An 18,346-nucleotide genomic window follows, 5' to 3' on the forward strand; every position below is an offset into this window, starting at 1 on the left:
GATCGAGTCGATCAACGCGAGATACCGCAGGGCGGTCCGGGCTCGCGGGCACTTCCCGAACGAGGCCGCGGCGATCAAGTGCCTGTATCTGGTGACGCGTTCGCTTGACCCCAGCGGCGGAGGCCGGGCACGCTGGGTGATGAGGTGGAAGCCTGCGCTGAACGCGTTCGCGATCACCTTCGCCGGACGGTTCGAGAGAACCACCCACTAATGAAAACCGCCGGACCCCACACACCGTTCATCGGACAGACCCCAGGCGCGCGTACGCGGGTGCAGGGTACTCGCGTGGGTGCGCATGAGCGTGCGGGAGTACACGCGCGGGGGCGCGTGAGTGTGCGCAGGTGACCGTGAGCGCGCGTGGGTACGTGTGCGGGTGCGCGGGTGGGTGCCAGGTGGGCAGGTCTACGGCAGCAACCTTGAGTAAGTGTGTGGGGGCGCGGGTGAGCGAATGATTATCGGCTGGAGCGATGATCCGCCGCGATTATCCGCTGGAGCGCTTATTGGTTAGAGCGATTAGCGCTCGTCGTCGTGCGACTCGTGGCGCTCGGCCTCAGGTCCCCCGCCCTCGCGTCGCTCATAGCGGTCATGTTCGGGGCGCTCATCGCGTCGGCGCCTGCTACCCGCGCCAGGTTCGCCACGGCGGAAACGATTGGCGCTGTTCTTGCCGCGTCGAACCCGCGTCGGTGAGACCAGGCGTCGGAAATCTGAGGAGGACAGCGTGATGGTCCAGTCGTTGTGCTCGGGTAGCTTCCAGCGCCGCCAGCGGGCCAAGACGCACAGTGTGAAGCCCACGATCATCGCGATGAGCATCGCGAGGTTGACGGTGAAGAACGGCTCGAGCGCGACCATCGTGCCGGCGCCGGCAATGGCGGCCGTCGCATACAGCGTCGTGCCGCCAAAGATCGCGGGGATCTTGCCGACGGCGATGTCGCGGATCATGCCGCCGCCGACCGCCGTCGTCGTGCCCAAAATGATGGCGGCGAGCCAGCCGAGGCCCACGCCGAGGGTCTTTGCGGCACCGGTCGCGGCCCAGCAGCCAAGGACGAGGGCGTCGGCGAGGATGAAGCCGCGGTTCCACCATTTGCGGTCGAATTTGGCGACGAATGCGACGGCTGCGCCCGCGAGGGCGGTCAGCGGGTAGGTCGGGTCGGTGAGGAAGACCGGTGGGCCGGCTTGCAGCATGATGTCGCGCAGCATGCCACCGCCGAGGGCGCTCATGACGGCGAGGAAGGCGAAGCCGACGGCGTCGAATTGTTTGCGGCGGGCGATCAGGCCGCCGAGGATGCCGTTGACGAAGACGCCCGTGAGGTCGAGGGCGCGGAAGAGATCGGGCAGCCCGATGCCGATGCCGCCGGCCAGGTCGATGTCCACGGCGCTAGCTCATGCTCGTGCCGAAGAGGCGGCCCAGGACGATCGTGGCGGCGGCCGCTCCGTAGCCGATAGCGAGCTGGCGGAGCGCGCGCTTGAGCGGGGAGGAGCCGGACAGCACGCCGACGACGCCGCCGGTGACCATGAGAACGATGCCGACGAGGACGGCGGCCAGTGCCATGGCCGGCACGCCGGATAGGCCAAAGAGCCACGGCAGGATGGGGATGATCGCGCCTGAGGCGAAGAACAGGAAGGAGCTGCCGGCGGCCATCCAGGGCGAGCCGACGCCATCAAGGGATGGGGCCTCGGAGGCTTCTAGCGCCGCGGAGTGGGTGGCGAGGACGTCGCTGGCACGGGCCGCGGCGGCCTCGGCGTCCATGCCGCGGGCACGGTAGACGAGCGCGAGTTCGTTGGCGTCGACGTCGAGCGCGGCGACCGCGTCGGCGGAGCGCGGATCCGGGGCCGAGGCGGACAGCAGCTCGACCTGCGATTTCACGGAGACGTATTCGCCGGCGGCCATCGATAGGGCGCCCGCGAGCAGGCCCGCGACGCCGGTGAGCAGGACGGTGGAATCGGCAACGCCGGCCGCGCCAATGCCGAGGACGAGCGCGAGGTTGGAGACTAGTCCGTCGTTCGCGCCGAAGACGGCCGCCCTGAAGGAGCCAGACATCGCCGCGCGACCGCGGGCCGCGAGCGCCCGGATGACCTCGGAGTGGATGCGCTCGTCGGCGGCCATTTGGTCGGTGGCGTCGACGTCGGCCTCGTAGGTGGAGCGTTCCTCGCTGCGCTGCACGAGGGCGAGGACGAAGACGAAGCCGAAGACGCGCGCCAAAAACCCGAGGATTGCTACCTGCAGCGGCATCCGCGTCGGCCCGGCATGCTCGCCGAGGAGGTTTTCCCAGTGGGCCTCGTGGCGGCGTTCGGCGTCGGCGAGTTCGGTGAGGATTTGGCGTTCGGCGCCGGTGGCGCGCGCTGCCAGGTTGCGGTAGATCCGGGCTTCGGCGCGTTCCTCGGCGAGGGCGCGGCGCCACCGGCGGATCTGACCGGGTGAGGGGGCTAGCGTTGTCACGCCCTTAAGGGTAGTCGCGTGTGCGAACAAGCGGCAGGTGTGGTCGGCGTGAGGGCGGGCACGCAAAAGCCCGACCGAGCGGGTGCGGGAGCTCGGTCGGGCGGGAAGCCGCGCTGGTTGGGTGGTGTGTTGGTGCGCGGCTGCGTCGGCGAACCGACGCGATTGGTCTGCGAGTCGTTACTTGACGTCGGGGCCGGGCTCGGCCGGATCCATCGGCTTGTCGCCGCCGGAAACGTAATGATCGAGCTTGGCTTCGCTACCGCTGGACTTGGCCGAGTGGATCTTGTCCTTGACGAGGTCCGCGACCTTGTCGGTCAGGTTGGAGGCCTGGTTACGTGCGGCGGAGCCGACGGTGTCTTCCACCTTCGACACGCCCGTCTGCACGGCGTCGGACTGCCAGAGGTCCTGGCTCATCGACTTCAGCTTCTCGTACTGATCGCGGCCGGCGCGGCTGCCGAGAATGAACCCGACAATACCGCCGAGAATGAAGGACTTCTTGCCCATGTCTGACTCCTTTGGTCGGCGTATCTAGTTGAAATCCTACGGCGAGTCCGACCGGAGTGCACGCCGGGCGTGAAGATCCGCCACCGGGTGGAGGCGCGGCGCTTGGCCAGGCGCTTAGCTTGGCGGTATGGGAATTCTTGCCGAAGATCAGATCGTGATGCGCCAGGTGCGCACGTTCATCGACGACGACTACACGATTACGACGCCCGACGGCCGCGATGTTGGCCAGGTCGCGACACTCGGCGGGCTCGGTACCCGCTTCCTGCTCGGTAACCGGAGCCTGCAAGCCACCGACATGGACGGCACGCTCGTCGTGCGCGCCGATGACCCCGTCGGGATCGGACGTGACCGTTTCACACTCACGACGCCCGCCGGTCACCTCGCCGACATCCTGAAGAAGATCCGCTTCATGACGCGCAATCTGGCGATCACGCTCGCCGATGGTCGGGAACTCATGTGCCGCGGGTCCGTGTTCGACTTCGACTTTTCCATCACCGATGCGGCGGGCGGCGTAACCTATGCGAGTGTGAGCCGGAACCTTGGCAATGTCGCTTCGTTCCTGCTCGCTAAGGAGAATTTCCTCGTGAGTTTCGATCCGGCCGCGGATCGCGACGTGCGCGCTGCGGTGATTGGCACGCTGCTCGCGGTCGACATGATCCGTAAGAAGGAGCGGCGCGCCGCTAGTTAGTGGGTGCCACTTGGTGGGTGCAGCTTGGTGGCTGCGGCGTCAGTCGAACCAGGAAAGGATCGTGCGGCCGACGGCGTCGTCGCCGTTGGTGCCGATGCGGCGGGCGTCGACGTCGTCGAGATCCGGATGCGCATTGCCCATGACGTGCGCGTGTCCCGCCCACTGGAGCATCGCGCGATCGTTGGGCATGTCGCCGAAGGCCGCGACGTCTGCCGCGCCGATGCCGAGTGAGGTGGCGAATCGCTCAAGCGCGTGTGCCTTGGTCACGCCGGGAGCGGAGAGTTCGAGCAGCCCGTAGTCGTCGCTCATGGAAAACGTGACGGTGAGGCGATCGCCGACGGCTGGGCGGGCGCGGCGCGCCATCTCGATCGCGCCCATATCTGTGTGGCGCGCCAGGAGCTTGATGAACGGCTCGCCGGCGATGAGGTGGTCGAGCTGCCCCGCGAACATTCGCCCGCGCAGTGAGGCGGGCGCTTCGGTGGCAAAGCCCTCTTCGTAGCCGAAGGCGAAATGCTGCTGGACGGCGAATTTCACGCCGGGCAGAACCTCCCGCAGATCGCTCGCCACGCTGTGCGCGACGTCGGCTTCCAGCGGATAATCTTCGATAATCTCGCGTGTTTTGGCGTGAATGAGCACGGCTCCATTGGCGGCGATGACGCGGTCATCGGCGTCCTGCACGTCGTCGATAACACCGAGCCAGGTCGGCGGGCGGCCCGTGGCAAAGACGACCGGAATGCCCTCCGCGTGAGCGCGCGCGACGGCGGCGCGGTTGGTCTCGCTGATAGAAGTATCGGGCGACAAGAAGGTGCCGTCGAGGTCGGTGGCGATCAGTCGTGGCAGGCTCATATGGCCTCATCATAGGCCGCGGGCGGCGCGGTGGCGCCTCATGCAGCAAGCGGAGCGAGCCGGGGGCTAACGGGTGAGGGTGACGACCAGGCCCCGGTGGTTGGAGCGCGGAATGTTGAAGTAGGCGATGTGCTCGGGCTTCCAGGCGCCCTGTGCGGGCGCGGGTCCGAGCAGCACGTGGCTGCGGGAGGCGCCAAGCCAGCCGGGCGCGCCCGCCGGCCAGGTACCGAATCCGCCGTAGCCGAGCTCGGTTGCGACGTCGGTGCAGCCGGAGCGGGCGAGCGGGCCCGCGTTCATGGAGGCGCGCAGGTCGCCAGCGATGACGAGGTTGTCGTGCTCGCAGGCCCCGGCCAGGCCCGAGATGTCGAGCTGGTAGGGGCGCATGTCGGCGCGGTCGCGCGGTGCAACGGCCGCCGCGTAGATCGTCGTGTCTGCACCGTCGGTCAGGACGAGCGAGCCGCCCTGCGTAATCCGGGTGCGGTTCGTTGCTGTATCGAGGGAGCGAACGGGGGCGGGGGCGAGCGTCGTCGTATCGGCGCTCGTGAGGACCACCAGCGAGGCGGTCGACTCATTGACGGTGAAGGTTCCGGCCTCGCGCGCTGCGAGGCGGTCCGCGAGCGCCTGGCCGTAGCCTGGGCCGGCTTCGGCGATGACGATGACGTCGGGCTGCGCGCGCACGAGATCGCGCACGAGGGCGTCGTGTACCTCGGTGTCATCGGCGACGTTGAGCTGCGCGATCGTGAGCTCGCTGAGCGGGCCCGCGGGGGCCTTCTCCTCCTCGGGGGCGGCATCGCCGTCGGGCGGCGTCGTGGGTTGCGGCGAGACCTCCTCGGCGGCGACGCGGGGCGGGGAGGCGAGTCCGGCATCGAAGCCCCGGTACAGGTGCACCCCGCCAGCGAGGAGACAGGCGAGGCCCGCGACGAGGGCTGCGGCCGTGCCGCCGGCCCGGAGCCGCCAGATGCCGCCGAACAGGAATACCAGGCCGACGAGCGCGAGTCCGCCGCCGAGCAGCACGGGGAAGTCGATGACCTGGGCGTAGGGAAACGCCGTCGACGTTCCGGTCTCAGCCAGCGGCGGCGTCAGTGCGTCGGGCGCGATCGTGGTGAGCGCGCCGTAGGCGATCGCAGCGCCGAAGAGCCATGCGATGACCGCGAGGACAGTTCTGAGGGGAGACCGGCGTTCGGGCATGTGATTAGCGTAACGAACTCGGGCGCAGCTGGCGGCTCACTCGACGTCGGTCGGCCTCAGCGTCACTGGGGCCCGGAGCCGCTAGGCCTCAGATCCTCTAGTCCTCGCGGGCCGCGTTCGCTCGCTTCGGATGCCAGGCGTCGTCGTAGTAAAAACTCCGCCAGCAGGCCTCGGCGCCAACAACCTCGAAGCCCAGCTGCTCGTTGATCGCCCACATGTGCGCGTTCTCGTCTGCGTTCCACGTGATGATCCGAGTGGCAGGCGGACGACGCACGTCCGCCTTGCCGGCTTCGGCGAGGCGCTCGTCGTTGGCGGAAAGCACGCGCAGCAGGTTCTCGGCTTTGATGGCAAGACCGAGGCGGCGCCCGCGATGGTCGCGGCTCACCCACGTATCTTCCTGCGACGGTCCGGCTGACGTGTCGCGCCAGTAGATCGTCGTATAGGCAACGGGGCGGCCGGTGCCGCGCTCGCAAGCGACCGTACGGTGGATGCGGACCCCGCGGTTCTCGATCTGCTCATCCTGCTCGCGCACCTTCTGAGCCGTAAACGGGGTCGGCTCATCGCCCTCGCCGTGCGGGATGTCAGCGGTGAATTCGGTGTACATCTGGGCAGCGTCCGAGAGCATGTCGGCAGGGTATCCGCCCGCGAAGTACAGCAGTTCATAGTCCTGCTCGTAGTCCGGGGCGGCGATGGCGGCCAGTTCGTGCGCGCGGGCGCGCACCCGCGCGAGGGTCTCGGGGTCGGCCAGGTTCTCGAGCGCGGAAAACCGCTCGATCATCTCCAGGCCGAAACCTGACTTCAGCACGAACGGGCTGGCATCGGCGCTCGCATCGATCGCACCTGTGCCGACGTGGGGTCGCAACACTCCCAGATTCTCGCCCTCGCCGCCCGCGTCCGGAGTCGCCATCGGCGTCGCGAAGGTCCACGCCTCGATCTCGGTGCGCCCGGCCGCCAGGGCCTCATCGCGCCCGAACGCCACCAGCGCGCTACCAAGGCCCGCTCCCCGAAAGGCCGGGTCGATATAGACATCGAGCCACGCCTTGTGCAGATTGCTATCCAGCTGCCATTCCACGCTGCAGCGCCCGAGGATGCGCGCTGGGTCCAGCTCGTCGAAGACTGCCGCATCCTCGCGCGCGATGGTGATCGGACCACAGCTCGCGAGATCATGCACCGAACTCACCGTGGGTGGCGCAACGAGGAGATAGATCGCCTCGTGGGACGTGGAGCTCAGGTGGGCGTGATTCGCGTGGAACGACGCGGCATCGGCAGACATGAGGTCCGCGTTACCGAAGGCTTCGATCACCGAGGCGCGTTGCAACTCGTAGTATCGCTGCCACGCGGGCGAGACGGCGCTCTCGGCGCTGATGGCCTCGCCCTGCGGCACGCGCACGGCTAGAAGCTGAGTTCGTGGTGCAGTCATATGGCCAGGCTAGGACCGGCCAGTCGGCGCTGTCGTCTTTTTTTTGCCGACGCGCAGCCGTGCGATGCCTGCGGGTCGTGGGTGGGTCAGCGCGCAGTGGTCGGGTCAGCGCGTTACCGGTTCGGCTTCGTCCGCGATGGGCCGGCGCCGGAAGAACGCCGCGAGCAGCGCACCGGACAGGTTGTGCCAGACGGAGAAAATCGCGGCCGGCAGTGCGGCAAGCGGGGAGACGAAGGTCGCGGCGAGGGTCGCGGCCAGCCCGGAGTTCTGCATCCCGACCTCCACGGCCGTCGCACGGCAGGCCGCCTCGCGCTGCCCCGTCACCTTGGCCAGCCCGTATCCGAGGCCGTAACCGATGGCGTTATGAATAACGACGGCGAGCATGATGATCGCGGCGGCCGAGGCGATCTTGTCAGCCGAGCCCGCAACAACGGCCATGACGACGCCGGTAATGCCCGCCACCGACAGCCACGGCAGCGCCGGCAGCACCTTCGCCACGAGGCCCGGCAGCAGGAAGCGCAGCAGCAGGCCCGCGAGCACGGGAATGAGCACGACCTTGACGATCGACAGTGCCATCGCGCCCCCGTCGACGTCCATCCGCTGGCCGGCGAGCCACAGCGCAAGCAGCGGGGTGAGAATCGGGGCGAGCAGCGTCGAGATCGACGTCATCGTCACCGACAGTGCGACGTCGCCCTTGGCGAGGTAGGTCACGACGTTGGAGGAGGTCCCACCGGGCGCGCAGCCGACGAGGATAACGCCGACGGCGAGTTCGGGCGGCAGGCCGAGCACCGTCGCGACCCCCCATCCCGCCAGCGGCATGATGACGTATTGCGCGATGACGCCGATGAGGATCGGTAGCGGGCGCTTGGCGACGAGCAGGAAGTCCGGTGGCGTGAGCGTCAGGCCCATCGCGAACATGATGACGCCCAGCATGATCGTGACCCACGGCCCGAGGGTCGGCGCGATGGAGCCGGGCGCGAGGTAGGCGATGACGGCGCCGGCGATCACGAGGATCGGGAAGACCGTCACGGCGATGGTGGCGTTGCGTTCGTTGGCGTCGGTCCGAGCCGACGTGCGAGGGGAGGTGTCGGTGCTCATGGCTGGAGTCTTGCCCCGACAATCGCGCGGCGCCGCGCGCTTCCGCAGTGTGAGACCTCGATAACGATTGAGTGCCGACGCAATTGAATTTGACCCGCGTGGCACACTTGGAGCCATGCCGAAGACCCCGCCCGACAACCGTGCCCGCACGCCGTCGCGGCGTGGTTCTAGGCGCACCCCCGCCCGCTCGCAGCGCTCCGGGCCGCGGGCATTTACGGCGGGGGAGCTTGCGGCGCGGCGCGCGTCGGTGCCCGCGATCAGCTATCCGGCCGAGCTGCCCGTCTCGGCGCGGCGTGAGGATATTGCCGCGGCGATCCGTGATCACCAGGTCGTCATCGTCGCGGGCGAGACCGGTTCCGGCAAGACGACGCAGCTGCCGAAAATCTGCCTCGAGCTCGGGCGCGGCATCACCGGGCTCATCGGCCACACCCAGCCGCGTCGCATCGCCGCGCGCTCCGTCGCCGAACGCATCGCAAGCGAGCTCGGCGTCGAACTCGGCACCACCGTCGGCTACCAGGTGCGCTTCACCGAGCAGGTTTCCCCCGAGACGCTGCTCAAACTCATGACCGACGGCATCATGCTCGCCGAGATCCAGTCCGATCCGGACCTGCGCCGCTACGACACGATCATCATCGACGAGGCCCACGAACGCAGCCTCAACATCGACTTCCTGCTCGGCTACCTCACGCGCCTGCTGCCGCGCCGCCCGGATTTGAAGGTCATTATTACCTCGGCGACGATCGACTCCGAGCGCTTCGCCGAGCATTTTGCGGCCGCTGACGGCACGCCCGCGCCGATCATCGAGGTCTCGGGGCGCACCTATCCCGTCGAGATCCGCTACCGTCCGCTGGTGCGGGAGACGGAGGAGAGCGTCGATCAGGTGACGGGAATCTGCGAGGCCGCCACCGAGCTCATGGCGGAGGGGCCGGGCGATATCCTCGTCTTCCTCGCGGGTGAGGCCGACATTCGCGACGCCGACGCCGCTCTGCGCGATCTGCTGAAGGATCGTTACCTGCCCGCGGGCCAGGGGTCGCTGCGCGGCCGACGTCCCGACGCGGTCGAGGTGCTGCCGCTGTTTGCGCGGCTGTCCAGCGCCGAGCAGCATCGCATTTTCGCACCGCACGATACCCGCCGGATCGTGCTCGCGACGAACGTCGCGGAAACCTCGCTCACCGTGCCGGGTATCCGCTACGTCATCGATCCGGGTAACGCGCGTATCTCGCGATTTTCCACCCGCACCAAGGTGCAGCGCCTGCCGATCGAGCCCGTGAGCCAGGCCAGCGCCAACCAGCGTTCGGGCCGGTGCGGGCGCGTCGCCGATGGCATCGCGATCCGACTGTATTCCGAGGAGGACTTCGATTCGCGCGAGGAGTTCACCGAGCCCGAGATCCTGCGCACCTCGCTCGCCTCCGTCATCTTGCAGATGGCCTCCCTAGGCCTGGGCCGCGTCGCCGATTTCCCGTTCGTCGATCCCCCCGAGGCCAAGGCCGTGCGCGACGGCGTCCAACTTCTTACCGAGATCGGGGCGCTCGCCGATGGGCCGCCCGGCTCGCCCGCGCGCCTGACCGCGATCGGCAAGCAGCTCGCCCGGCTGCCGATCGACCCGCGCCTGGGGCGCATGGTGCTGCAAGCAAAGAAACTCGGCTGCGCCTCCGAGATCGTCGTCATCGTCGCGGCGCTGTCCTGCCAGGATGTGCGCGAGCGCCCGGCCGACAAGCGCGACGCCGCCGATCCGCTGCACGCGCGCTTTACCGATCCCACCTCGGACTTCCTCGCCTACTTAAACCTCTGGCGCTACCTGCGCACCCAGCAGCAGCTGCTGTCCTCCTCCGCCTTCCGGCGGCTGTGCCGCGCCGAGTTCCTCAACTACCTGCGCTTTCGCGAATGGCAGGATGTTGTCCGCCAGCTCCAGCAGCTCGCCCGCCCGCTCGGCCTGACGCTGCACCAGCTCGCGCTGCCCCGCTCGCGCGACATCATCGACGCAGGGGGCGACGTCGCCGCCGCGGCCGCCCACGTCACGGCGGCCAACCACACCGCCGGGGCCGATGAGATCCACCGCTCGCTGCTGACCGGGCTGCTGTCCAACGTCGGGACGTACAGCGAGCAAAAGCGCGATTATCTCGGCGCGCGCGGCACCCAGTTCACGATCTGGCCGGGCTCGGGCCTGGCGCGCAAACGCTACGACTGGGTGATGGCCGCCGAACTCGTGGAGACGAGCCGGCTGTTTGCCCGCACCGTGGCAAAAATCGAGGAAACGTGGATCGAGGACGCGGGCGAGCACCTCATCAAACGCCAATTCTCCGAGCCGTTCTGGTCGGCCAAGCGCGGCGCGGCCATGGTGCACGAGAAAGTCACGCTCTACGGGCTGGCCGTCGTTGCCGATCGCGTCGTCCCGCTCTCGCGCGTCGGGACGGCCGCCTCGCGTGAGATTGCGCGCGAAATGTTCATCCGCAAGGCGCTCGTTGAAGGCGAATGGCGCACCTTCCACCGCTTCGTCAAACATAACGACGACGCCCTCGCCGCCGCCCGTAAGCTCGCCGAGCGCACGCGCCGCCTCGATCTGCTCGCCGATGAGGAGGCCCGCGAGCAGTTCTTCGACGAGCGCATCCCGAGCGATATCGTCTCCTCGCGGCATTTCGATTCGTGGTTCAAGCGCGCCCGCCGTAAGGACCCGGACCTCCTGAACTACACCGAGGAACTGCTGCTGCCCCACGCCGATGAGATCGACGAGGCAGACTTCCCGACGGAGGTCACGCAGGGCGATATCACGCTGCCGCTCAGCTACGAATTCCGCCCGGGCAGCCGGGTCGACGGCATCACCGTCACGATCCCGGCGGCCGTGCTGGGCCAGCTGAAGCCGAACCCATTCACCTGGGTCGTGCCGGGCTACTGGGACGAACTCGTCGTCGCCGCGATCCGCGCGCTGCCCAAGCCGATCCGCAAACACCTCGTGCCCGCGCCCGAAACCGCTCGCCGGCTGCGCGCCTGGCTCCCGGAATTCGCTGCCGTCGCGAGCGGCACCACGCCCGAGGGCGAGGACACCCCGAGCTTCTTCGAGGTGTTCGCCGAGCTCGCCGCGCGTGATGCCGGCATCGAGGTCACCCCCGAGGATGTCGACGCCGAACGGCTGCCGAGCCACCTGCGCGTGGTCTTCCGCGTCATCTCCGAGCGCGGTGCCGTGCTGGAGGAGGGCACGAACCTTGTGAACCTGCAGCGCCGCCTCGCCCCGGCCTCGCGCGACGCGGTCGCCTCCGCCGTGCGAGCCGCCTTCGCCGAGCAGCCTGCCGCGCAGGCCCCCGCGGCATCTAACGCAAGCGCCGCACCAGCCACCCCCGGCCAGTGCGCCATCGACGAGCTCGTTGGCCTCACGCAGTGGCCGGCGGACTACCCCACGCTGCCCGCACACGTGGAGACGACCACGGCCCACGGGATGCGAGTGCGCGGCTATCCCGCCCTCGTCGCGGCCGGGCCAATCAAGGGCGAAGCGCCCTACAGCGCGAACCTGCGCATCCTCGCTGACGCGGGCGAGCAGGCGGCCCGCCACGCCGCGGGCATCGCGCGCCTCGTCGCCCTGAACTCGGCGCTGCCGCTCGGGCGCGTCACCTCCCGCTGGACAGGCGCCGAGGCCCTCGCCCTGGCCGCCTCCCCCTACGCCAGCACGGAGGCGCTCGTCGCCGACGCCCAGCTAGCCGCCGCCAGCCACCTCATCGAAACCGCCCCGGACGGCGTGCCCCGCTCCCCCATGACGCGCTCGGACTACGAGGCCCTCCTCGCCCACGTCAAGGCGCGTATCGAGGATGAGCTCTACCGCGTGCTCGGCGGCGTCGTCGAGGTGCTCAACGCTCAGCGCGATGTGCTGGCAGCCGTCAAAGCAGCGAACTCGCTCGCGCTACTGCACACCGTCCAGGACGTGCGCGAGCAGGTTGCCGATCTCGTCTACCCCGGCTTCATTTCCGCCACGGGCGCCGATCGCATCCGTGACATCGCCCGCTACCTCAACGGCGCCGCCGCGCGCCTTAAGCGAGCCGAGTCCAACGTCCACGGCGATCAGGCCGCTGCCTGGCAAGTCACCCAAATCGTCGACGAGTACGACGAAGCTGTGCGCACCGCCGAAGGCCTGCCAATCGATCTGCAGCGCGAACGCACCCTGAGCGAAGTCCGCTGGATGATCGAAGAGCTGCGGATTTCACTTTTCGCCCAACAACTCGGCACCCGCGGCAAAGTCAGCGCCCAGCGCATCAGAAAAAAGCTCGCAGCGCTCTAAGCGCCTTCGGCCGGAGCAGCCTGCATTGCTGCCGGCCTCGTTGCCGCCAGAGTGCCTCCGAATTCCGCTAGCTAATCGCAGAACTACGAATCTCGCTGATCACCCGACGGCCACACATGGGGTTTCAGCGCCCTAATGACGAGAGACGCGGCGATCAGAACGACACCATTAACGGTGGTGAGAACGGGGCCAAGGATCGAATAGATCGACGACAAAGCCGAGGCCCCCATGGGATTATTCCCCTGAGCGTAGGCTGCGAGCATGCTGTCGACGTTGGCACCAAAAACACTGAGCAACCATCCCAACACAATGATGGCAATCCCAGTGATACGTAAAGCGACTTCGATGCGATCAGTACGTGCAGTATCCATGCACCCATCTTTCCAGGGGGGGGAGCGATTTACCACTGGAGGCCCCGACGATGATCGTCGAGGCCTCCAGGGGACAGGGGTTTGAGAGTGCTGCGGGGGCAGCTACCAAACTCTGCGGGTGGAGCCGCCAATCGGCACCAGGTTCAGGATCAGTCCCACCACCAGGAGGATGAGGCCGATCGTGACGAGGATAGACATGCCCTTCAGGAGCAGGCCGAGGATGAGAAGGATAAGACCAAGGGTGACCATATCGATTCCTTTCTTGAGTACTTCCAATCATCAGACACCATGCGCCGCGCCGCACGTCGAAAGATGACATGAGTACGACAGCGCTGTGGATAACCTGCAGGGCTAGGGCGTCGAGGGGTTAGCGTAGCGGCGTGGACCTGAATGAACTTCGCGACTTTGCCCTCACCCTCATGCGCGAGCATGACTTGCAGGGCTGGACCTTCAGCTACGACCGCGCCACCCGGCGAGCCGGGCTGTGCAATTACACGCACCACAAGATCACGGTCTCGCGCCACCTCATGCGGCTGTATTCGGAGGCCGAAGCGAAGGACACGGTCATTCACGAGGTCGCACACGCGATCGCGGGACCCTTGGCCGGCCACGGCCCAATCTGGAAACACGTGGCGCGCTCGCTCGGCGGCAGCGCCTCGGTCAGCGTGGGTCGGGACGCACCGCGCGTCCCGCCGAAGTACCGCGGCGTGTGCGCATGCGGGCGCGAATTCCACCGGATGCGGCTGCCGCGCGAGGGGCTGTTGTGCAAGGCCTGCGCGCTGGCAGGAATGCCTGGTGAGATCATGTGGTTTAAGCGCGCGGGCTAGCGTCGTGCCGTGTGCAGCGTCTCACTATCGGCGGTATTGTGTGGACAGCTAAGGAGTGTCCATGAGTTCAGCTGCGATCGAGGCGAAAGACCGGCCCGGCTATCGCAAGGCCCGGCGTCGTGAAACCGCGTCGGCCTATGCCCTGCTGATCCCGTCATTTATCGGGGTCGGCATTTTTCTCGTCGTGCCCGTCATCCTCATCATCATCCTGTCGCTGTTCAATTGGAACCTCATCTCCCCTCCGGTTTTTGTAGGGCTCGATCACTACGCGTCCCTGTTTTCTGACACCAAGCTCATCAACTCGATCTGGGTGACGCTCACCTTCGTGTTGATGTCGATTCCTACCTCGATCATCCTGGGGCTGCTGCTGGCCGTCGCGATCAACCGTAAGCTGCCGGGCACCGGCTGGTTGCGCGTGATTTTCGTGCTGCCGTGGGTATGTGCCCCGCTGGCGCTCGGCGTCGTGTGGCGATGGATTTTCGATCCGAGCACAGGGGCGCTCAATACGATCCTGGGCCGCCGCATCGAATGGATGAGTAATCCCGACCTCGCGCTGCCCGCGGTGGCGTTCGTATCCGTGTGGTCCACCGTCGGCTATATCTCGCTGTTCTTCCTCGCGGGATTGCAGCAGATCCCGAGCGGCGTCTACGAGGCCGCGAAGCTCGATGGGGCGGGCCCGGCCCGCACGCTGTGGTCGATCACGCTGCCGCTGCTCATGCCGACGACGTTCTTCGTCACCATCACCTCCGTCATTTCCTCCTTCCAGGTCTTCGACCTCGTCTACGGGCTCACGGGCTCGGCGACGGGCTACCCGTCGGGCTCGACCGACGTGATTGCGGCGCGCATCTATCAGGACGCGTTCGTCTCGAACAATATTGGGCACGCCTCGGCGATGGCATTTTGCCTCTTCGTCGTCCTCGTCATCGTCACCCTCATTCAGCAGCGCTGGTTCTCCGGCCGGATCACCTACGACATGACGTGATCGCGATGCATTCCAAATCCCGCGCGACGTGGCTCGCGAACCTGCTGACCTACCTCATGCTCATCGGCTCCGCGCTCATGGTCATTGGCCCGTTCGTTCTGTCCGTCATGACGGCGGTCAAGACGCCGCGGCAGTTCGCCACCCAGCCACCGCTGACTCCCCCCGATCCGATCACCTTTGAGAATTTCACGCAGCTGTTTTCCGGCTCGCACAACTTCGTCGTACCGATCGCGGTCACTGCCCAGGTCGTCGCCGTCATGGTCATCGGGCAGATGTTTTCCTCGATCCTCGCGGCCTATGCGTTCGCGACGCTGAAATTCCCCGGCCGCGATGCGCTGTTTTGGGTCTATCTGGCAACGCTCATGGTGCCCGCCGTCGTCACCATCATTCCGCTGTACGTCATGGTGACGCAGGCCGGCATGAAGAACACGTTCTGGGGCCTCGTCGTGCCCTTCATGTTCGGCTCGCCGTATGCGATCTTCTTGCTGCGGGAGAATTTCCGCTCGATGCCGACCGAGATTATGGACGCGGCCCGCATCGATGGCGCCGGAATCCTGCGCCGGCTATGGCACATCATGCTGCCGATGAACAAGCCGATCCTTGCCACGCTGCTCCTCATTACCGTCGTCAGCCACTGGAATAACTTCATGTGGCCCAAGGTCATCGCACCCAAGCGCGAATGGAATGTCCTGACGGTCGCGACGGCGAGCCTGCAGACCCAGTACTCATCGAACTGGACGCTCGTCATGGCCGCGACGACGGTGGCACTCGCCCCGCTCATCATCCTTTTCCTTATCTTCCAGCGGCATATCACGCGCTCGATCGGCCTTTCCGGGCTGCGCTAGCGCAATTGTTGTCAAACCGTTGCCGTTCCGAGGCGCATTTATGGCGCATTGTGGGAGAAGATCGAATAAGGACTGTCCCGACGGAAGGTTGATAGATGCGTACCTCTCGAGTTTTTGCGGCAAGTATCGCCGCCTTGGCACTAGGGATCACGGCGTGCTCGCCGGGATCGGGTGGTTCTGGCGGCTCGACCGCATCCAGCACCGAGAAGGAAGGCTCCACCGGCGCCACGACCGTCACCTTCCGGCTGTGGGACGAGAACGCCGCGAAGGCCTATAAGGAATCCTTCGACGCCTTCACCTCGCACAACCCCGATATCAAGGTCAACGTTGAGGTCGTGCCGTGGGGCCAGTACTGGGAGCAGTTGCCGCTCGACATCCAGTCCGGCGACATGGCCGATATCTTCTGGACGAACTCTTCGAGCTTTGGGCTGCTCGCCGATAACGGCAACCTGCTCGACATCGGCGAGGTCGTCGGCAATGATCACGACGCGTGGATCGAATCGACGGCGACGCTCTACGAGCGCGACGGCAAGCTGTGGGGCGTGCCCCAGATCTGGGACTCCATCGCGCTGTTCTACAACAAGTCGCTCGTCGAGGAAGCCGGCGTCGATCCGGCGAACCTCACCTGGGCGCCCGATGGCGGCGAGGGCGACACGCTGCTCGATGCCGCGAAGAAGCTGACGAAGGACGGCGCTGGCAAGCATGCCGGCGAGGACGGCTTCAACGCCGATTCGCGCGTCCAGTTCGGCTTCAACTCGCAGGCCGACCTGCAGGCGATCTACCGCAACTTCCTTGGTGAGGCCGGCGCGCAGTTCCAGGTGGAAGACGGCGATGACTTCGCCTTCGATTCCCCCCAGGGCGTGGCGGCTTTCCAGTACCTCGTGGACCTCGTCAACAAGCACCACGTGGCACCGAGCGCGGCGGACACCAACCAGAACGGTGACCTGGCTCGCGACCTGTTCGTCCAGGGCAAGCTCGCACTCTTCCAGTCCGGGCCCTACTCGCTGCCGGCGATCAGCGAGAACGCCGACTTCGAATGGGGCATTGCTCCGATGGTCGCTGGCCCCGAGGGCCGCAAGTCTGTCGTGCACTCCGTGGCGGCGCTTGGCAATGCGGCGACGAAGAACAAGGACGCGACCGTCAAGGTGCTGAAGTGGCTGGCCTCCAAGGATGGCCAGCTCGCGCTCGCTTCCTCCGGCGCGGCCATTCCGGCCGTCGTCGATGCGCAGAGCGAGTACGAGAACTTCTGGAAGGAAAAGAACGTCGACATCTCTGAGTTCCAGAAGGCCGCCGAGGGCGACACGCTGCCGGCGCCCGTCGGGGCGAAGGTCAATGCCGGAATGACGGCGTTTGGCGACACGATCAAGGAGATGTTCCTCGGCACGATTCCCGTTGCCGATGCGCTGAAGAAGGCGCAGGAGGAAGGCAACGCGGCGATGAAGTAGCGCTCCGCGCGACCGCTTCCGGCGGCGCTGGCCCGGCCACTGGCGCGGGGTTCGCGCCGCCGTTGTTGCTCCCTACAATGGGGGCGTGACATTCGTCCTCGCGCTACTTCCTTCCCTGATCTGGGGCATTACGAATCTGCTGACGCCGTGGGTTGGCGGCAATCTGCGCCAACAGCTCATGGGGATGTCGACGGGGGCGCTCGCCCTATCGGCCGTCGTCTTCGCCGTGCTTCGGCCCGAGATCTCGCTGCCGGATGCGGCGCTCGCCTATGCCTCGGGCCTGCTGATTTCGGCCGGGCTGTACTACATCCTGTGGGCGTTCAAAGCGATCGGGGTCTCGCGGGCATTGCCGCTGACGACGGGGATCCAGCTCGTGGGCCTCGCGCTGTTTGGCGTCATTGGCTATGGCGAATGGGCGACCACCCTCGCGAAGGTCTTTGGCGGCCTTGCGCTCATCGTCATCACGGCGGGTACGGCCGCGATCAGTTGGGAAGACCGCCGCAGCGAGCGCGTGGGGGACGCCGCCGACTACCCCGTCATCCCGCTGCGCTACGGCCTGCCGGCAGTGCTGCTCGCGAGCGCCTGCTTCATTACGTATCCGGCGATGCTGCGGGTCGGCGAGGTGTCGGGCTTTGGGACAATCGCGCCGCAGGCGCTCGGAATGTTCACGGGCTGCGCCCTTTTCACCGCGGCGCGGGTGGGCGATGCACCAGTTCGGCTGCTGCTGCCCGGATCGCGCTTCGCGCACGCGGTGGCGCTCGGTGGGGATCACCTATATCCGCTCGGCGCACGCCCCCGACCCTGGCGCACCGACCTGGCGAGCCGAAAGTTCGCCGCCTTTGTGGGGCTCGGGGCGCTGTGGCTTTCGGCTGTCGCCCAGCTCGTGTGGAACAACGAAAACATCGGCGTCGCGACGGCCTTCCCGCTCTCCCAGCTCGGCGTCGTGATCTCCACCCTTGGCGCCCTGTACTGGCTGAAGGAGCCGAAGACCGGCCGCGAGCGCCGCGCGATCTTCGCCGGCGCGATCGCGCTCGGGATTGGGGCCGTGCTCATCGGCGTCGCGAAGGGCTTCGACCTCTAGCGCGGGGCTCAGGCGTCATGCTCCTGGGCGGAGACGAGTGCGGTCACGGCGTCGATGTCGTCGCGGATGAGCGCGGCGAGTGCCAGGTTCGGATCGGCGGCGCCACCCTCTCCTGTCGCGTCAGCTTCCGCGCGGCCGTAGCGGATCCCGGCATCGAGGCCGACGAGCAGGGCCGTCATGGGGGCACCCGGGCGCGAGGGTCCGTGGGCGACGATGCGAATGAGATCGAGCATCTGCGGCGTGACGTGGTCAAGGACGGCGCGGTCCAGGTCGAGGGTCGTGCACACGTCGTCGAGCCACGCGTGCATGACGGCCATCTTTTCTTCTTCGCTCATTTTCGCCATGCGCCC

18 protein-coding genes are annotated in these 18,346 nt (G+C 67.0%); 8 read left to right on the top strand and 10 right to left on the bottom strand.

Features of this window, described 5'->3' with window-relative positions:
- On the top strand, positions 1-211 hold a 211-nt coding region (locus MUN85_RS07310; RefSeq protein WP_250506081.1), incomplete at its 5' end, for a transposase.
- A 302-nt stretch (positions 212-513) separates the two neighbouring features.
- Here the strand turns inward: MUN85_RS07310 and MUN85_RS07315 are convergent.
- From MUN85_RS07315 to MUN85_RS07325, 3 genes are all read right to left on the bottom strand, one after another.
- A complete protein-coding gene (locus tag MUN85_RS07315; RefSeq protein ID WP_250506082.1) occupies positions 514-1,371 on the bottom strand; it encodes a trimeric intracellular cation channel family protein in 858 nt (285 codons plus the stop codon).
- Positions 1,372-1,375: 4 nt separating this feature from the next.
- Positions 1,376-2,437 (bottom strand): VIT1/CCC1 transporter family protein, encoded by a 1,062-nt coding sequence (locus MUN85_RS07320; protein ID WP_250506083.1) that lies wholly within the window; start codon positions 2,435-2,437, stop codon positions 1,376-1,378.
- A gap of 177 nt (positions 2,438-2,614) precedes the next feature.
- Positions 2,615-2,941 carry a hypothetical protein gene (locus MUN85_RS07325; protein WP_092566179.1) on the bottom strand — a complete coding sequence of 109 codons (327 nt, stop codon included), beginning with the start codon at positions 2,939-2,941 and terminating at the stop codon, positions 2,615-2,617.
- A 127-nt stretch (positions 2,942-3,068) separates the two neighbouring features.
- Between MUN85_RS07325 and MUN85_RS07330 the strand changes: the two genes are divergently transcribed.
- Positions 3,069-3,629 carry an LURP-one-related/scramblase family protein gene (locus MUN85_RS07330; RefSeq protein WP_250506084.1) on the top strand — a complete coding sequence of 187 codons (561 nt, stop codon included), beginning with the start codon at positions 3,069-3,071 and terminating at the stop codon, positions 3,627-3,629.
- Between the two features lie 39 nt (positions 3,630-3,668).
- Here the strand turns inward: MUN85_RS07330 and MUN85_RS07335 are convergent, their stop codons facing one another.
- From MUN85_RS07335 to MUN85_RS07350, 4 genes are all read right to left on the bottom strand, one after another.
- On the bottom strand, positions 3,669-4,475 hold the full coding sequence (locus MUN85_RS07335; protein WP_250506085.1) for an HAD-IIB family hydrolase: 807 nt from the start codon (positions 4,473-4,475) through the stop codon (positions 3,669-3,671).
- 66 nt (positions 4,476-4,541) lie between these two features.
- A complete protein-coding gene (locus MUN85_RS07340; RefSeq protein WP_250506086.1) occupies positions 4,542-5,663 on the bottom strand; it encodes a hypothetical protein in 1,122 nt (373 codons plus the stop codon).
- A 97-nt stretch (positions 5,664-5,760) separates the two neighbouring features.
- Positions 5,761-7,083 (bottom strand): GNAT family N-acetyltransferase, encoded by a 1,323-nt coding sequence (locus MUN85_RS07345; protein WP_250506087.1) that lies wholly within the window; start codon positions 7,081-7,083, stop codon positions 5,761-5,763.
- A 105-nt stretch (positions 7,084-7,188) separates the two neighbouring features.
- Positions 7,189-8,181, bottom strand: coding sequence for a bile acid:sodium symporter family protein (locus MUN85_RS07350; protein WP_250506088.1), 993 nt, complete (start codon positions 8,179-8,181; stop codon positions 7,189-7,191).
- A 115-nt stretch (positions 8,182-8,296) separates the two neighbouring features.
- On the opposite strand from MUN85_RS07350, the gene hrpA reads away from it, so the two are divergent.
- Positions 8,297-12,445 (top strand): ATP-dependent RNA helicase HrpA, encoded by a 4,149-nt coding sequence (gene hrpA / locus MUN85_RS07355; protein ID WP_250506089.1) that lies wholly within the window; start codon positions 8,297-8,299, stop codon positions 12,443-12,445.
- Positions 12,446-12,528: 83 nt separating this feature from the next.
- Here hrpA and MUN85_RS07360 read toward each other — a convergent pair whose 3' ends face one another.
- Positions 12,529-12,816: a hypothetical protein gene (locus MUN85_RS07360; RefSeq protein WP_250506090.1), complete on the bottom strand. Its 288-nt coding sequence runs from the start codon at positions 12,814-12,816 to the stop codon at positions 12,529-12,531.
- A gap of 102 nt (positions 12,817-12,918) precedes the next feature.
- Entirely contained in the window at positions 12,919-13,065 is a 147-nt protein-coding gene (locus MUN85_RS07365) for a hypothetical protein (RefSeq protein WP_169829078.1), read from the bottom strand.
- Between the two features lie 131 nt (positions 13,066-13,196).
- On the opposite strand from MUN85_RS07365, the gene MUN85_RS07370 reads away from it, so the two are divergent.
- The 5 genes from MUN85_RS07370 to MUN85_RS07390 all read left to right on the top strand — a co-directional run bounded on the left by MUN85_RS07370 (position 13,197) and on the right by MUN85_RS07390 (position 17,996).
- Positions 13,197-13,643 (top strand): SprT-like domain-containing protein, encoded by a 447-nt coding sequence (locus tag MUN85_RS07370; protein ID WP_250506091.1) that lies wholly within the window; start codon positions 13,197-13,199, stop codon positions 13,641-13,643.
- 61 nt (positions 13,644-13,704) lie between these two features.
- Complete coding sequence (locus MUN85_RS07375) at positions 13,705-14,625, top strand: carbohydrate ABC transporter permease (protein ID WP_250506092.1); 921 nt, start codon at positions 13,705-13,707, stop codon at positions 14,623-14,625.
- A 5-nt stretch (positions 14,626-14,630) separates the two neighbouring features.
- Positions 14,631-15,470, top strand: coding sequence for a carbohydrate ABC transporter permease (locus tag MUN85_RS07380; RefSeq protein ID WP_250506093.1), 840 nt, complete (start codon positions 14,631-14,633; stop codon positions 15,468-15,470).
- A gap of 95 nt (positions 15,471-15,565) precedes the next feature.
- The gene (locus tag MUN85_RS07385; protein WP_250506094.1) at positions 15,566-16,915 is read left to right on the top strand and encodes an ABC transporter substrate-binding protein; all 1,350 of its coding nucleotides are present in this window, start codon (positions 15,566-15,568) and stop codon (positions 16,913-16,915) included.
- 85 nt (positions 16,916-17,000) lie between these two features.
- A complete protein-coding gene (locus MUN85_RS07390) occupies positions 17,001-17,996 on the top strand; it encodes a GRP family sugar transporter (RefSeq protein WP_250506095.1) in 996 nt (331 codons plus the stop codon).
- Positions 17,997-18,004: 8 nt separating this feature from the next.
- Here the strand turns inward: MUN85_RS07390 and MUN85_RS07395 are convergent, their stop codons facing one another.
- Positions 18,005-18,340, bottom strand: coding sequence for a DUF6457 domain-containing protein (locus MUN85_RS07395; protein WP_222842480.1), 336 nt, complete (start codon positions 18,338-18,340; stop codon positions 18,005-18,007).
- Positions 18,341-18,346: the final 6 nt, after the last annotated feature.

Source organism: Bowdeniella massiliensis, from assembly GCF_023634005.1.
Taxonomy (GTDB): Bacteria; Actinomycetota; Actinomycetes; order Actinomycetales; family Actinomycetaceae; genus Bowdeniella; species Bowdeniella massiliensis.

Coding starts and splice junctions, on each gene's coding strand:
- MUN85_RS07325 (WP_092566179.1), bottom strand. CDS start 2,941: ATGGGCAAGAAGTCCTTCATTCTCGGCGGTATTGTCGGGTTCATTCTC.
- MUN85_RS07330 (WP_250506084.1), top strand. CDS start 3,069: ATGGGAATTCTTGCCGAAGATCAGATCGTGATGCGCCAGGTGCGCACG.
- MUN85_RS07335 (WP_250506085.1), bottom strand. CDS start 4,475: ATGAGCCTGCCACGACTGATCGCCACCGACCTCGACGGCACCTTCTTG.
- MUN85_RS07340 (WP_250506086.1), bottom strand. CDS start 5,663: ATGCCCGAACGCCGGTCTCCCCTCAGAACTGTCCTCGCGGTCATCGCA.
- MUN85_RS07345 (WP_250506087.1), bottom strand. CDS start 7,083: ATGACTGCACCACGAACTCAGCTTCTAGCCGTGCGCGTGCCGCAGGGC.
- MUN85_RS07350 (WP_250506088.1), bottom strand. CDS start 8,181: ATGAGCACCGACACCTCCCCTCGCACGTCGGCTCGGACCGACGCCAAC.
- hrpA (WP_250506089.1), top strand. CDS start 8,297: ATGCCGAAGACCCCGCCCGACAACCGTGCCCGCACGCCGTCGCGGCGT.
- MUN85_RS07360 (WP_250506090.1), bottom strand. CDS start 12,816: ATGGATACTGCACGTACTGATCGCATCGAAGTCGCTTTACGTATCACT.
- MUN85_RS07365 (WP_169829078.1), bottom strand. CDS start 13,065: ATGGTCACCCTTGGTCTTATCCTTCTCATCCTCGGCCTGCTCCTGAAG.
- MUN85_RS07375 (WP_250506092.1), top strand. CDS start 13,705: ATGAGTTCAGCTGCGATCGAGGCGAAAGACCGGCCCGGCTATCGCAAG.
- MUN85_RS07380 (WP_250506093.1), top strand. CDS start 14,631: ATGCATTCCAAATCCCGCGCGACGTGGCTCGCGAACCTGCTGACCTAC.
- MUN85_RS07385 (WP_250506094.1), top strand. CDS start 15,566: ATGCGTACCTCTCGAGTTTTTGCGGCAAGTATCGCCGCCTTGGCACTA.
- MUN85_RS07395 (WP_222842480.1), bottom strand. CDS start 18,340: ATGGCGAAAATGAGCGAAGAAGAAAAGATGGCCGTCATGCACGCGTGG.